This is a genomic window from Pseudoalteromonas sp. M8 (assembly GCF_018141365.1).
Taxonomy (GTDB): domain Bacteria; phylum Pseudomonadota; class Gammaproteobacteria; order Enterobacterales; family Alteromonadaceae; genus Pseudoalteromonas.
Window position 1 is genome coordinate 3432797 of record NZ_CP047240.1, and the last position, 14860, is coordinate 3447656.

A 14860-nucleotide genomic window follows, 5' to 3' on the forward strand; every position below is an offset into this window, starting at 1 on the left:
CCTGTTGTTTACAGATTATTATGCTATACCCAATACACAACACTGCGGTTAATTATGTTTTGGGTATAGTTCAAGTTTAGTCTATTTGTCGCAAAAGTCGCTTTTATGACAGTAGAAAATCCAACTTGCATATTTATAAAAAACAACTAGTTAGCGATTGCCATGCCAACTAAATAGAAAAGGCGTCAGCGCTTGATAAATAAAGGCTTGAGTCACTGTTGTGTATTGAACAAACCGACATGAATAGGTAACATAGCCGCCTTTTTTCTGCATAGACGAGATAACCATGAATTTTTCCTTAGGTCAGCGCTGGATCAGTGATACGGAATCAGATTTGGGATTAGGTACAATAGTGGCACTTGAGGGGCGTCAAGTGACTATTTTATTTCCCGCTAGCGGAGAAAACCGTGTTTACTCAGTACAGGAAGCGCCTGTAACTCGAGTTGTATTCAACCCAGGCGATGTGATCCGCCATGTTGAAGAGTGGGAACTACGTGTTGACAGCGTGGAAGAGCAAGATGGACTATTTTGCTATCATGGTACTCGAGTTGATAATGAAGAAGAGACTTCATTCAAAGAGACCTTTCTTGATCACTTCCTCAAGTTCAATAAACCTCAAGATCGTCTATTTGCAGGCCAAATCGACCGTTTTGATCGCTACACACTGCGCTATCAAACTTGGCAACACCAGTTTGATAAAGAACAATCTCACCTTAAAGGATTGATAGGTCAGCGCGCTAGCCTGATTCCACACCAGCTCTATATTGCCGATGAAGTCGGTAAGCGCTTTGCACCTCGCGTACTTCTATCTGATGAAGTGGGCCTAGGTAAAACCATTGAAGCAGGCATGATTTTACACCAGCAAATTCTCTCTGGTCGTGCCAACCGCGTGTTGATTGTGGTTCCAGAAAACTTACAACACCAATGGTTAGTTGAGATGCTACGCCGCTTTAACCTACACTTCTCTATTTTTGACGAAGAGCGTTGTAGCGAAGCTTATGCAGATGCACCGAATGTATTCGAAACAGAACAACTAGTACTGGTTAGCCTAGAGTTTATTACCAAAAAGCGCCGCTGGTTTGAACAAGCCACACTCGCTGATTGGGATCTACTGATTGTTGATGAAGCACACCATCTGACGGTCACAAAGGAAAAGCCAAGCACTGAATATCAACGTATTGCTGAGCTTTCTCAGGACATTCCTGGACTTATCTTGTTGACTGCAACACCTGACCAACTGGGTCACCGCAGTCACTTTGCGCGTTTACAGCTACTCGATCCAGACCGCTTCTACGACTACGACGTGTTCGTTGAAGAAGAAAGTCATTATAAAGAAGTCGCAGAAGCCGCGAACAACTTACTGCAAGACAAAAAGTTAGATGCAAAAGAAGAACAAACACTTTGTACACTGCTAAAAGAAACCGATATTTCTGAGCTACTAGCAAAGGCACAAAGTGGCGATAGCGACGCCAAAGCTGAAATCTTGTCTATGTTACTAGACCGTCATGGTACTGGCCGTATTCTATTTAGAAATAGCCGCAGTGGCATTGATGGCTACCCAAGTCGTTTGCTACATCAATACCCAGTACCTTTACCAAAGCAATACAAAACAGCAATGTCGGTAATGGGTAACATTGGTGGTATTCAAAGTCCTGAATTTAACGCGATGCGTGCTTTGTTCCCTGAAAAAATCTTCCAAGAGTTTGAAGGTGAAGGAAGCAGCTGGGCGCAGTTTGACCCGCGCGTCGAGTGGTTGATTGCTAAATTAAAAGAGTTAAAGCACGAAAAAGTACTGCTTATTTGTGCCAAAGCGGAAACCGCAATTAGCCTTGAACAAGTATTACGTGAGCGCGAAGCGATTAAAGCGGCGGTGTTCCACGAAGGCATGTCTATCATCGAGCGCGACCGCGCGGCAGCGTTTTTTGCTGATGAATATGATAGCGCGCAAGTATTGCTCTGCTCTGAAATTGGCTCTGAAGGTCGTAACTTCCAGTTCTCACATCATTTGGTGCTATTTGATCTACCGCTTAACCCTGACTTACTTGAGCAACGTATTGGTCGTCTTGACCGCATTGGTCAAAAGCACGACATCAATATTCACGTGCCTTACTTTGAAAGTACCGCACAAGAAGTATTACTACGTTGGTATCACGAGGGCTTAGATGCGTTTGAAACCACCAGCACCACGGGGCAAATGCTGTATAAGTCTTTCTCTGATGATTTGTTAGCGCTGATCGCTGAGCACAACTGTGACGAAGACGAATTAGATCCTCTATTGGAGCAAGCCGCAAAAGAAAACGCACAGCTGCGCACAAAGATGGAGCAAGGTCGAGACCGCCTACTTGAGCTTCACTCAAGTGGTCAAGGTAAAACAGATAATATCGTTGCTGAACTTGAAGCTCTTGATAACGACGTAATTTTGCCTGCGTTTATGATTAATGTGTTTGATACTTTTGGTGTTAACCAAGAAGACAAAGGCGAGAATACGATTATTCTCAAACCAACCGAGCACATGCTAAATCCTTCTTTCCCTTGTTTGAAAGACGATGGCATCACAGTGACTTTTGACCGTAACACCTCACTGTCACAAGAAGACGCGCATTTCATCAGCTGGGATCACCCCATGGTCAGCGGCGTAATGGATATGATCTGTAACGATGACTTTGGTTGTGCGTCGGTAGCACTGCTTAAAAACAACAAGTTACCTGTCGGTACTTTCTTTGTTGAAATGATCTTCGTTGCAGAAGCTTCTGCGCCTAAGTCTCTCCAGGTAGGCCGCTTTTTACCACCAACACCAATTCGTGTTCTAATGGATAAAGGTGGCAATGACTTAGCCCAAAACGTGGCGTTTGATGCATTCAATCAACAGCTTTCTGCCGTTGGCAGACAAACCGGCAGTAAGCTAGTTAATGCGCTACAAAGTGCTATTCACCCACTTATTACTCAAGCTGGCGATATTGCACAAACTCAACTTGAAAGCATTCAAGCCAACGCGATGGATAAAATGCAAAAGCAATTAGGTGATGAGCAAGGTCGTTTACAAGCACTTAAGGCTATCAATCCGAACATCCGTGATGAAGAAGTTCAAGTATTTGATAAACAAAGAGCTGAGCTGAGCACACACATTGAAAAAGCGCAGCTTAAGTTGGATGCGATTCGTTTAATTGTGGTTGCAAACCAGTAAACCTCCCACACCGAGAGAGAGCTGCGGCTCTCTTTCTCGCTACCGCTCACTTAGCAACTCATATATAATACCCGGCTTCGTTCTGTTCATGCTGAGGCAGCTGGTGTTACTAAATTACGCTCCCCCCTTTCTCCCTATCTTGATATTTTGTACCAAGATGAAGATATGCTGGTGATCAACAAACCAAGCGGGTTACTCACCGTACCTGGTAAAGATCCAAAGCATTGGGACAGCGCTATCGCCAGAGTGAATTTTGTCTACCCTACGGCAAGAATTGTGCATCGCCTTGATATGGCAACATCCGGCGTGCTGTGCCTTGCTATGAATAAAGCAGCGCATCGCCATCTGAGCATTCAATTTCAAGACCGCTTAACCCGCAAACACTACATCGCCCGAGTTCATGGTAAATTACAACAGCAAACGGGTTCTGTTGATTTACCGCTGGTGTGTGATTGGCCTAACCGCCCAAAGCAAATGGTTTGTCATGAGACCGGAAAACCTTCATTAACGTATTTTGAAGTCATGGAATATGAAGCACAAGCAACACGCGTAAAGCTAACCCCCATCACAGGACGTTCTCATCAACTCAGAGTACATATGCTTTCGCTTGGGCACGTTATCCTAGGTGATAGGCTATACGCTACGGGAGAGGCGTTAGCGGCGGCTTCACGTCTACAGTTGCATGCAGAGATGCTGCAAATTTCGCATCCAACAACTGCTGAGATGATGGCCTTTACCGCACCGGTTCCTTTCTAAGTAACCTGTTTACTCTGTTAGTTAGAAACGGTCCAGAAACTGTGGCCTTCGAAAAATTAAGCAAATTTAGCGTTGCCAGCAAACGCTCAGATTAACGTTTGCTTAGTCACTAAACAAAGCGAGTAAAAAGCACGCGGTTAACACATAAATTGCATTACTATGGTTTCGTGATCGGCAGATGTTTTATATACTGTAATTGTTCCCTAGCTCGTAGGACAGCTGATTAAGTCCCTGAGCCGATAAATTTCGTTTAGGATAGCAGTTTGTTTACTATTGAGCATGCTCGGCATGTACCGAGAAGCCTACGGTAGGCTGTTGCTCTCCGCCTTGAACCTCAGGGTTCAAGGGCTGACATCGGCATCCGCGAAGCCGGGGAACAACCTTTCCCACTCTACGCATGTCATCGCCTCAAAGCTAACTCGCTTTTACATATACTCAATAAACCACATGTTCAACTTCATACTAAAAACAGCTACACGGTTAACGTCGTAAAGCAAAAGAAATTGCGAGATAACGCTAGAAAAGAGTCGCGAGATAACGCTAGAAAAGAGTCGCGAGATAAACTCGCTGCTACGAAAGATTATTGTAAGCTAAGCGCATATCTCAGTGTTTTTTAATTACTATGAGTTAGTACCAACTCACTACAAAACATCTTTATATGAAAGGAAAAACCATTAAAAACTTTCATTTTTATTGATAACCTTTTGTTCTATTCCATAGTCAAAGAATATTTTAGCCAAATCAACAAAACCTCTATAGTAGCGCGTTATTTTCATATATTTCGAAAGGTATTCTGATGTCTTTTGCTGTTATCGCCGCGTTTGCGGTTTTTATTGCCATACTTTTCGGTCTTTATCGCTTTCAACAGCGCTCCGAAACCCTGTCACGAACGGTATTACTAGGCTTAGTTGCGGGTAGCCTATTTGGACTCGCCTTACAATTTGTTTTCTCAGGTGATTTAACCACCAAACAGACCGTACTAGATTGGGTTGCGATTGTTGGTAGCGGCTATGTCAATCTTCTCAAAATGGTGATTATGCCATTGATCTTAGTTTCTATGATTGCCGCGGTCGTAAAATTAGATAATCAAGGCTCTCTTGGAAAGATCTCGTTTGTCACCATCGCAATTTTAGTTTTTACCACGGCCATTGCAGCGCTCATTGGTATTTTTATCACTCAAGCATTTGGTTTAAGCGCACAAGGCTTAGTTGAAGGTGCACGCGAAACGGCCAGAATAGCGGTACTTGAAGAACGTGCAACAACCGTTGCCGATTTAACCATTCCACAAATGCTGCTTAGCTTTGTACCAACCAATCCGTTTGCTGACTTGACTGGCGAGCGCTCGACCTCGATTATCGCAGTGGTGATTTTTGGTGTGTTAACTGGTATTGCTGCTCGTAGAGCCATCATGGAAGAGTCAGATTTAAGTAGTCCAATAAAAAATGCAGTTGAAGGCGCACAGGCAGTTGTGTTGAGATTAGTACGTATGATCATCGCCCTTACACCTTATGGTGTAGCTGGTTTGATGGCCAAAGTGATCGCCACATCAAGCATGGCTGACATTATTAGCTTACTCGGTTTTATTATTGCCTCTTACGTTGCCATTTTACTGATGTTTGTGGTGCATGGCTTACTAGTTACTTTGGTTGGTGAAAACCCAAAGCATTTCTTCCAAAAAATTTGGCCTGTTTTAACTTTTGCTTTCACCTCTAGAAGCTCCGCGGCAACCATCCCATTGAATGTTGAAGCGCAGATCCACAAGCTTAATGTTCCCCCTGCGATTGCAAACCTTTCTGCATCGTTTGGTGCGACAATCGGACAAAATGGCTGCGCTGGCATTTATCCTGCAATGCTTGCTGTAATGGTTGCGCCGACTGTAGGAATTGACCCGTTCGCACTCGACTTTATTGTCTCATTAGTGGCTATGGTTGCAATTAGTTCGTTTGGTATTGCGGGTGTTGGAGGTGGTGCCACTTTCGCGGCGTTGGTGGTACTGCCTGCGATGGGACTACCAGTGACAATTGCAGCGCTGCTTATTTCTATTGAGCCACTAATTGATATGGCAAGAACGGCACTCAATGTATCGGGCTCAATGACCGCAGGTACAGTGACAAGTCGCTTGTTAAAGCAAAAGCATACCAACGAAGCTATTTAGTGCTATAACAGCTTAAGGGCCAGCTAGTTATTCTGGCCCTTCACTTCTAATCGATCACGAGCTTTGCAGTGCCAAGCCAAAAGGACAGCAAGGACTTCATTGAATCAACCAGCTCATGATATTGAGACGGTTTGGTCATATAAGAATTTGCCCCAAGCAAGTAACACTGTTTTATATCTAGCTCAGAATCCGATGTACTGAACATAATAACCGGAATATGCTTAAGGTTTGCAGCCCCGCGCATCTCAGCCAATACATCTTTACCGCTTTTTCGTGGCATATTTAAATCAAGAATAATAAGGCTAGGTAATAGCTCAGTGCTATTGAGTTTCTCAATCAACTCAACGCCATCACTTACGAATTGTAACTTAGCCTCCATCACGCCGTTGTCTTCAAATGCATCACGGATTAATTCTTGGTCGTCGAAATCATCATCCGCAACCAAGATATAGTTTACAGAGTGAAGCTGTTTAATTAAATCATGATGATGAACCATACACACTCTCCTTAAACTCGCATTAACCTCGAGTTTGTATGCTGATATCAGAACCGCATCAATGGTTCTACAGCTAAGTTAACTCTCTTGCGCCGAAATCGGCAAGCTAAAATAGAAAGTAGAGCCTCTCCCTACTTCCGTTTCGACCCATATGCGACCATGGTGTCTTTCGACGATTTTTTTACAAATAGCAAGTCCAAGTCCTGTACCGGCATATGCGCTACGACCATGTAATCTTTCAAAAAGATTGAAGATCTGCTCACTAAATTCAGGATCAAAACCAATCCCGTTATCCTTAACGGCAACGATCAGTTCATTTGCTTTACGTTCGCTGCTAATCGAGACCCGCGGCGTTCTTTCTGGCGCACTAAATTTAATCCCATTATTGATTAAGTTTAGCAGCACGCGTTGCAACTGCCTACGGTCTCCAAAAACATCACCAAGCCCTGTGGTATCCACTTGAGCGTTTGACTCTTTAATCACTAACTCAAGATCCAGTAAGGTTTCAGCTAACGCATTATCGCCATCAAATGATTTAAATGACTCACCTTTACGGTCAATCCGTGAAAAACTTAGTAGCCCTTTGATCAACTTTTGCATTCGCTCCGCAGAATCCATCATACGCTTAAGGTAGGACGCATGTCTTTCATTTAGTCCCTCTGCAGAGCATTGGATCCGATCACCGAACATTTGGATTTTTCTAAGCGGCTCTTGTAGATCATGGGATGCTAAAAAGGCAAAACGCTCCAGCTCTTGATTCGACTCATGTGCTTTTTCAAGTGCTATCGTCAGTAATTGCTCAGCAGTACGACGCGAAGTGATCTCATTTTCCAACGCCTCGGTACGCTTGGTAACTTTTTGCTCTAGAATTGCGTTAAGCTTTTTATATCGCTCAGATTTAGCCAGCACATAATTAACCAACGTATTACGAAACTTCAATGCACAACTTACTTCAGCTTCCGTCCAAGGGTGAGATTTGCACTTAACATTCTCGACCCACAACTTAAACGAACTACGCGGCATTAAACGGTGGCTACCATCATCCAAAAACTCAATGGATTTTTCAGGCTTCCCTCCCCAGTTTTTGGTTTGAATAACTTCCTTTCTAAACCACATAATAAAGTGATTAGCATCCGCAGAAAGTGGCATCAATAGCACGCCACTCGCCGTTTTCGCAAATGTTTTAAATGTTTCGTTAAGTTCACCTAAGCTATGACAATAAAAAATGGAGTCATCACCAAGTTGATGCTCCGCAAGCCAGCGGTAGATACTCTCAATATCCGCCTTTGCAGGAGTTTGCCCGTAGCACTCCAAATCACTTTCAACACGCCACGCAACACCGCTGGATTTCATCATTTCTTGCAATGCCGCGGATTCATAGCGCAGGCCATCTACAAAAAAGATCTCTTTTGCCATACGCTCAGTAACAGACGAGCTCAATGTCAGGGCTTTGGCTTCTGCCATTGCTTCTAAAGACGAAATTTTAAGAGAAATTAAGTAAGATAGCATCAGCCCCATATACTGAGCGACTTCACGGATGTTAAATGGCACTACGTGCTTTTCGTAGTGGTGGCAGGCAATCAGCCCCCAAAGCTTACCAGCAACGATAATGCTGATAGACATGGTTGCCTGAACACCCATATTGCGTAAATATTGGCAGTGAATTGGCGAAACACTACGTAAAATACAGGCACTTAAGTCAATTGGCTTATCTTGCGGATAAAGCAGTGAATTTTCACTGTCAACATCAGCAAGCAAACGAATAGGGTTTCTTAAATATAGCGCTCTTGCTTGCTTTGGAATGTCAGACTCAGGAAAATGTTGGTTTAAAAAGGAATTAAGATCATTACGCTTCGATTCTGCGACCACCTCACCATTATACTCGTGATCAAATTTATACAGCATCACCCTGTCAAATTGCGTTAACTCTCTAATTTCTTCCACAGCCATCTCGAACGAAGCTTGTAAAGATTGAGAGTCAACCATACTAGACAGTGAGTGCTTCATAAGGTGTTGCATTGAATGATTGATTTCAACGCCTTGCGCCGTGTTTTGCTCAAGCTCTAAAATGAGACCAGCTTCGTTTTGACTTGCAACTACAGAAAGTTCAACCCACTTTGCATCCTTGGTTTTTATGGTGGCCGTCATCGGATTCAAACGATGGATTTCAGAGGAGTTAGCATTACTGGCTAACAACTCAAAAAAAGGAGACTCAAAAATCGTTTCAGCATGAGTATTGACTAAAGCGCTAGGCTCAAGCCCTACAAGTTCGGCAAAATTTTCGCTAAAGTAGCGTAGTGTTAATGTGTTGGTGTCGAATAGCAATAAATAGCCATGCGGCTGAATTGAACCTGGAATATGAATTGGCTCTTTATGACAATTGTCTAGTGTTGCTTCGAACTTCTCCACCTTTTATACATCCTCTCCTTTTACCTAGCTTTACCATCCTATCACGGATCCCCACCTAGCATGCAAGCTGTTCAGAGTAGATATGCGTTCAGTTCACAAAGCGATAAAATGCGATTAGACTTACACAATCACGAAGTAAAAAGTAAGTGTATTATGACAACCACAGTAAAGTGTCCAACCTGCCAACAGGCTGTTGAATGGTCGGATAAAAGTCCATTTCGTCCGTTCTGCTCAAAACGCTGTCAATTAATTGATTTAGGTGATTGGTCTGACGAATCAAATACGATTTCTACACCGATGAAAAGTGGTGAACTTACGCCTCAAGATGCGGAAAGTTTGATTGAAGATATAGAAGCGATGCTGGCAAAAAACAACGAAAACTTTTTTAAAGAATAAATCTATAGGCCGAGTATCTCGGCCTTTACTCACTCATAACTACTTGCTTAGAAAAGCAAAAACCAAGCACAGTAAAATCACTAGTCACCTTGTTCTACTTGCTCTTCTTCCGTCTTTGACTCTGAACTTCTCACTTCATTTTGGTAAGTTTTAGCAATATGCCCTGCTCCTTCCAAAATATCACTTAATTGGATCCGACAAATTTCCGACAATTTAATTAAGGTACCTAAGCGAAATGAGCTTGTTCCGTTAAGATAGTCGTCTAGTGTGGTGAGACCTATTCCGAGCTTCTGGCTAATGGTTTTTTTAGTATAGCCTTTACGCTTTTTGAGTTCTTTTAGCAGTTCTCGGATCCTAAGTGTCACCTCGTATTCTTCAGGTGTCTGCATGTCTCCCTCAGTGATACCTAGTAACAAACAGCCAACAACAAAGAATACCCTTAGTTACTCAGAAGAAAGCAAAAGTTATTGGAAAGTTTGTGCGCGTAAATTAAGAATTTTTCAATTCGACACTATTTCAAAGAGTTGTCCGCAGACTTGCTAGATGTACTCTTAATCGAAAAATATCACAACGCAAACATGTTATCAACATGTAACTTAAACCAGTACAAACCGTTGTAATATTTTATACACTGATTCCAAGGAGTCAGTTCTCTACATCAATCTGGAATACAAGCTCTCATTTTATAGGAAGGTGACAAAGGCTTGAAAATGATAAGGTCCTTACTGGGAAGGTAAGGACTAAGTTAGAAAGACTTAATTTGCTTTTTTATGGCCTTTGTGGCTACGACGTGACTTAAGTGCTTGGAGCTTATCGCGCTGCTCTTCATTCAATACATGGAATACTTTGTGACGAGTTTCCATTGAAAGTAGCGCCCACGCTTGCTTTTTATCTTGGCCTTTTTCCAGTAAAAGTTGCGCTTGAACCTTATCAAAGGCTGGGGCTGCCATAAGTGCTTTCATTTCTTCACGATAAGTTGAATGTGCTTCTTTCCCGCTTTCTTTTAGCGCTTTTTTTGCAGTTTTGTAATCCGCATAAATTGTCTTTAGTTGGTCTTGCTGCGCTTCTGTTAGCTCTAATAACTTCTGGCCTTTATCAGATAGTAGCAACCTTGCTGAGTGCTCAAGCTGCCCGCCCATAGGTCCCGCGTTTGCAGTGAAGCTAAAAGTCGATACACCAAGTGCTGTAACTAATGCTAAAGTAGATAGTAATTTCATGGTATTGGCTCCTTGTTCGCCATTGCTTTGTCACTTCCAAATTTAGCAAGCACAAAGAAAAGGAACGTCAGACAGAGGTAAAGTTTTGTCAGTGCTTTGCAAAAAAAAGCAAAGGCAATTTACATAAGGCGTTGAAGTAAGGTGTAATATGCTAGAGCCGAACTATTCAGGCCAACGCCAATCAACAATGCTGGACTAAGTATGACAATGAAACATTCCATTTTACTTATTGATGATGACCAAGAACTTTGCAGCCTGTTAAAAGAATACTTTACTGCAGAAGGCTTTGAAGTGGCGATGGCCCACACAGGAACAGAAGGTCTACAGCTGGCATTAAAGCAAAATTTCGACCTGATATTGTTAGACGTAATGCTTCCCGAAATGGATGGTTTTGAAGTACTAAAGGCGTTACGTGTCCAGAAGATGACACCTGTTATTATGCTAACGGCAAAAGGCGATGACTTTGACCGCATCTTTGGTTTGGAGCTAGGTGCTGACGATTATATTCCAAAACCGTTTAACCACCGCGAACTACTCGCACGCGTTAAAGCTATTACCCGTCGCGTCGATCATTATAAACAACACAGCCCGGATGATACCTTTACTATCCACCAGCTGCGTTTAGATGTTGCTTCGAGAAGCGCTACTGTTAATGGCGAGGTGCTGTCGCTGACGGGCACCGAATACGAGGTACTACACTTGCTGGTCAGAACTGCAGGAGAAGTGGTCGACAAGCAGACAATTTCACGACAAGTATTAGGCCGGCCACTCGTGCCTTATGATCGCTCTATCGATATGCATGTCTCTAACGTTCGCAAGAAAATTGCCGCATTAAGTGAACACACTTATATCAAAACGATCCGCGGCGCTGGCTATATTTTCCTAAAGGCGTAATGAATGAAGCGGTACTTACTTGTTAAGGTTTTTGCCTGGTTTTGGCTCACTATCATTGCCACTATGTTGTTGTTGCTTGGGATCAGCATGCTACAACCTGATGTTGTAGAAACTCACCGCATCTCAAAACCCATGCTGCAAAATCTAAAACAATTAGAACAAGCGTTAATACGCGCAAGCGAGCGCCCCAACTTTGAGTTGAATAAGGTTGCCAAACTGCGTAAAAGAAAGGCTCGAAATATCTACTTGAGCCACCGCGATGCAGAAAAAAGCGTTGCCGCCGATCCCAATATAAAAACGCTGAATTTAGATTTACTCAGCTTTACCGAAGATGCCAAACCGGTCGCTATTTTTACCCCAGAGTACAAGGCTTTTGGCCCCCTAGAACTTACACTTCAAGGTGAAAGTTATCGTCTTTATTTAATTTTTGAAAACCATACCCCAAGTGCACTCATCAAATTAAGAACCCTACCGCTTTGGGTAAAAATCGCGGTCGTGCTAGGCGCAAGCTTATTACTGTGTTTTTGGTTTACTCGAGATCTATTGTCGCCAATTAAAGAGCTACAAAAAGCCGCTGCAAAACTTTCCCGTGGAGAATTGTCGAGCAGAGCCGATATAAATACCAAGCGCCAAGACGAGCTCGGTCAACTGGGTCATGATTTTAACTTAATGGCTGATAAATTAGAGTCTTTAGTTAACAATCAAAAACGCTTGCTTGCTGATATATCCCATGAACTACGCTCACCGCTCACCCGCTTACAAATGGCCACAGGCCTCGCTGCAGGCCATGCCACAGCGCAAAGCCAAAGTTATATCGAGCGCATTGAACGTGAAGCTCAGTTAGTTGAAAATATGCTCAGCGATATTTTGCATTTATCTAAGCTCGAAGCGGATCAAGTGCCAATCGATAAGCAGATAATTAAGTTCAATGAGCTGCTCGACCCGATATTGGAAGATGCACTGTTTGAGGCACAACAATTAGGGAAGGACCTTGTCGTCACAGCACTACCCGAGGCAACACTTTATGGCGACCCAATGCTACTTAACCGCGCATTCGAAAACATTATTCGTAACGCAATTAAGTATGCGACTAGCCTTATTAATGTCGATATTGAGAGTGACGGTAATCAGTTGCTATGCACTATCAGTGATGATGGTAAAGGCGTAAGTGAAGACATGCTCGACAAGCTTTGCATTCCATTTTTCAGAGTGTCGAGCGCACGTACGCCAAGCAAAAATCAAATGGGCGGGTTTGGGCTGGGTCTTGCCATTGCGCAGCACGCGTTAAAAGTACATGATGCCCATATCGAATTTAGTAATAATGTTGGTTTGCAAGTCAGCATTCGAATTCCATTACACAGGTAGCCATGTTTTATAGCCAAAGTCAGCAACTTGAATCACACCTTCCGGAAATTGATGAGCACTGGCAAGGCTGCCAAAAAGGCTTTTTTGATACCCCTCATGGTAGGCTATTTTACGCCTACCACATTCCAGAAAGGGCAACGTTCAGCCTGGTGTTGGTTAATGGCCGTATTGAGTCTGCTCATAAATACAGAGAATTGCTGTGGGAGTTTGCGCAAAACAACATAGCGGTATTTACCTATGACCATCCAGGACAAGGCTACTCGCCGCGATTACTTAAAGATAAGCAAATCGGCTATGTTAGACGCTTTGAAGATTATGCTGCAACGCTGCACTGCTTTATGGATCAAATCGTTGCCAAGCAGAACACCTTGCCACTTTTTATATTGGCACATTCAATGGGCGGTGCCATTACCTGCGATTATTTAACATTATTTGCGCCTCATAACATAGAGGGAGTCTATTTATCAGCCCCGATGCTTGGGATCAATACGACTCCCTACCCGACTTGGTTTGCCGAGGGACTTGCGGGCTCAGCTTGTTTATTTGGACTAGGTAAGCATTATGCATTGGGACAGGTGCACTACCACAACAAACCTTTTCAAGATAATGACCTTACTGATTGTCCAATTAGATATGCGCTATTTAGAGGTTTGTACGATCAATTTCCCGAGCTACAACTCGGTGGTGTTAGCTTTGCTTGGTTATACACGGCTCTACATAAATGCCGCTCGTTTCAAGATATTAAGCTAGATCTGCCAATCCGTATCGCGACAGCCAGTGAAGACAGCATTGTTGATAATCAGGCGCAAAGTCAATTTGCCGCGCACAGAGACAATGTGACAGTTACAGAGTTTATCGGGAAACACGAACTACTTTGCGAGCAAGATAATACCCGCAAAGCCGTGCTAGATGATTTTTATGCGTTTACAGCCGAGCTACTTAGCGCTAAAGAAACTGGGTCTTGATGGATAAGCACGTCCATCTCACAATCAAACTCTTCTTTAATGCTAGCAACCACCTCATCCGCAACCTGATGCGCTCGCATTAGCGGCATATCATCATCAAGCTCTAGATGCAGTTGAATAAACTTGATTTTGCCACCTTGCCTGGTACGCAAATCATGTACTCCATAAACGTCCTCATGACTCGACGCGATAAGTATGATCTGTGCTTTTTCTTCATCTGGCAGCTCTTTATCCATTAAGTGCGCAGCACTTTCCTTGGCAATATCCCAACTGTTATAAAGTAAATACATCGCCACCAAAATACCAAAAATCGGATCGGCGTAACCTACACCATAAAAGTTAAGCAATACCGCTAGGAGCACCGCGAGGTTTAATAAAATATCGCCCTTATAATGTAACGAGTCGGCCTTAATGGCGATGGACTGCGTGCGTTTAACGACTTGATACTGCACCGCAACCACCAACAAAGTACAAACTATCGCAAATAAACTCACCCACACACCAAACAACGAATGTGGAATTTGGGTTGGATTGATAATGCGCTCTACGCCATGAAAAGCCAATAAACTCGCAGAGCCCGCGATAAAGGCCGCTTGTCCAAGCCCAGCTAATGCTTCTGCCTTTCCATGACCAAATCGATGATCATCGTCCGCAGGACGCAGTGCGTAGCTCAGTACAAAGAAATTCATTAAAGAGGCGCTAATATCAAGCAGTGAATCAGTTAAAGAACCGAGCATAGCGGCACTACCTGAAGACAGCCAAGCCCAACACTTAGCTGCGATCATCAATCCCACCATTATGATGGTAAAGACACTTGAAAACCTAACCCAAAACTCATAGCTGCGATCCACTGGCACCTCATTTCTTCATATTATTTAATCTGACGTTTGGCTAACTGAAATGATTAGTCGTCAAACCACTCGCAAAATGCCACGGCATCGCGATGCTGTTATATTACAGGGTAATGCTTTGAAATGAAAAACAGATTACGGTTGTATAGTTTTTCTCAACAGTCGTACTTTA

At 43.2% G+C, this 14860-nt stretch carries 13 protein-coding genes and 1 other RNA gene; 8 read left to right on the forward strand and 6 right to left on the reverse strand.

What is annotated here, in order from left to right:
* Positions 1 to 150: 150 nt before the first annotated feature.
* A complete protein-coding gene (locus GSF13_RS20265) occupies positions 151 to 288 on the reverse strand; it encodes a hypothetical protein (protein ID WP_227386905.1) in 138 nt (45 codons plus the stop codon).
* On the opposite strand from GSF13_RS20265, the gene rapA reads away from it, so the two are divergent.
* The 4 genes from rapA to GSF13_RS20285 all read left to right on the forward strand — a co-directional run bounded on the left by rapA (position 287) and on the right by GSF13_RS20285 (position 6095).
* A complete protein-coding gene (gene rapA / locus GSF13_RS20270) occupies positions 287 to 3184 on the forward strand; it encodes an RNA polymerase-associated protein RapA (RefSeq protein ID WP_211866896.1) in 2898 nt (965 codons plus the stop codon). The genes GSF13_RS20265 and rapA overlap by 2 nt on opposite strands.
* Before the next feature lie 165 nt (positions 3185 to 3349).
* Positions 3350 to 3940: a pseudouridine synthase gene (locus tag GSF13_RS20275; RefSeq protein WP_249122718.1), complete on the forward strand. Its 591-nt coding sequence runs from the start codon at positions 3350 to 3352 to the stop codon at positions 3938 to 3940.
* Between the two features lie 197 nt (positions 3941 to 4137).
* Positions 4138 to 4320: non-coding RNA, 6S RNA (ssrS, locus tag GSF13_RS20280), on the forward strand.
* A 416-nt stretch (positions 4321 to 4736) separates the two neighbouring features.
* On the forward strand, positions 4737 to 6095 hold the full coding sequence (locus GSF13_RS20285) for an L-cystine transporter (RefSeq protein ID WP_211866898.1): 1359 nt from the start codon (positions 4737 to 4739) through the stop codon (positions 6093 to 6095).
* A gap of 46 nt (positions 6096 to 6141) precedes the next feature.
* On the opposite strand, the gene GSF13_RS20290 is transcribed toward GSF13_RS20285, so the two are convergent.
* A complete protein-coding gene (locus GSF13_RS20290; RefSeq protein WP_010372351.1) occupies positions 6142 to 6591 on the reverse strand; it encodes a response regulator in 450 nt (149 codons plus the stop codon).
* 78 nt (positions 6592 to 6669) lie between these two features.
* Complete coding sequence (locus GSF13_RS20295) at positions 6670 to 9000, reverse strand: ATP-binding protein (RefSeq protein ID WP_211866900.1); 2331 nt, start codon at positions 8998 to 9000, stop codon at positions 6670 to 6672.
* A gap of 153 nt (positions 9001 to 9153) precedes the next feature.
* Between GSF13_RS20295 and yacG the strand changes: the two genes are divergently transcribed.
* Positions 9154 to 9396: a DNA gyrase inhibitor YacG gene (yacG, locus tag GSF13_RS20300; protein WP_029215840.1), complete on the forward strand. Its 243-nt coding sequence runs from the start codon at positions 9154 to 9156 to the stop codon at positions 9394 to 9396.
* 80 nt (positions 9397 to 9476) lie between these two features.
* On the opposite strand, the gene GSF13_RS20305 is transcribed toward yacG, so the two are convergent.
* Both GSF13_RS20305 and GSF13_RS20310 read right to left on the reverse strand, forming a co-directional pair.
* On the reverse strand, positions 9477 to 9785 hold the full coding sequence (locus GSF13_RS20305; RefSeq protein WP_010606054.1) for a helix-turn-helix transcriptional regulator: 309 nt from the start codon (positions 9783 to 9785) through the stop codon (positions 9477 to 9479).
* Between the two features lie 366 nt (positions 9786 to 10151).
* Positions 10152 to 10613 carry a Spy/CpxP family protein refolding chaperone gene (locus tag GSF13_RS20310; RefSeq protein WP_102057397.1) on the reverse strand — a complete coding sequence of 154 codons (462 nt, stop codon included), beginning with the start codon at positions 10611 to 10613 and terminating at the stop codon, positions 10152 to 10154.
* 207 nt (positions 10614 to 10820) lie between these two features.
* Here GSF13_RS20310 and GSF13_RS20315 point away from each other — a divergent pair, with 207 nt between their 5' ends.
* Genes GSF13_RS20315 through GSF13_RS20325 form a run of 3 tightly spaced genes read left to right on the forward strand, consistent with a single transcriptional unit; the run spans position 10821 to position 13837 of the window.
* Complete coding sequence (locus tag GSF13_RS20315) at positions 10821 to 11507, forward strand: response regulator (RefSeq protein ID WP_102057398.1); 687 nt, start codon at positions 10821 to 10823, stop codon at positions 11505 to 11507.
* Between the two features lie 3 nt (positions 11508 to 11510).
* Positions 11511 to 12872 carry an ATP-binding protein gene (locus GSF13_RS20320; protein WP_102057399.1) on the forward strand — a complete coding sequence of 454 codons (1362 nt, stop codon included), beginning with the start codon at positions 11511 to 11513 and terminating at the stop codon, positions 12870 to 12872.
* 2 nt (positions 12873 to 12874) lie between these two features.
* Positions 12875 to 13837: an alpha/beta hydrolase gene (locus GSF13_RS20325; RefSeq protein ID WP_211866902.1), complete on the forward strand. Its 963-nt coding sequence runs from the start codon at positions 12875 to 12877 to the stop codon at positions 13835 to 13837.
* Here GSF13_RS20325 and GSF13_RS20330 read toward each other — a convergent pair.
* Entirely contained in the window at positions 13789 to 14622 is an 834-nt protein-coding gene (locus GSF13_RS20330) for a cation diffusion facilitator family transporter (protein ID WP_045987716.1), read from the reverse strand. The genes GSF13_RS20325 and GSF13_RS20330 overlap by 49 nt on opposite strands.
* Positions 14623 to 14860 lie beyond the last annotated feature (238 nt).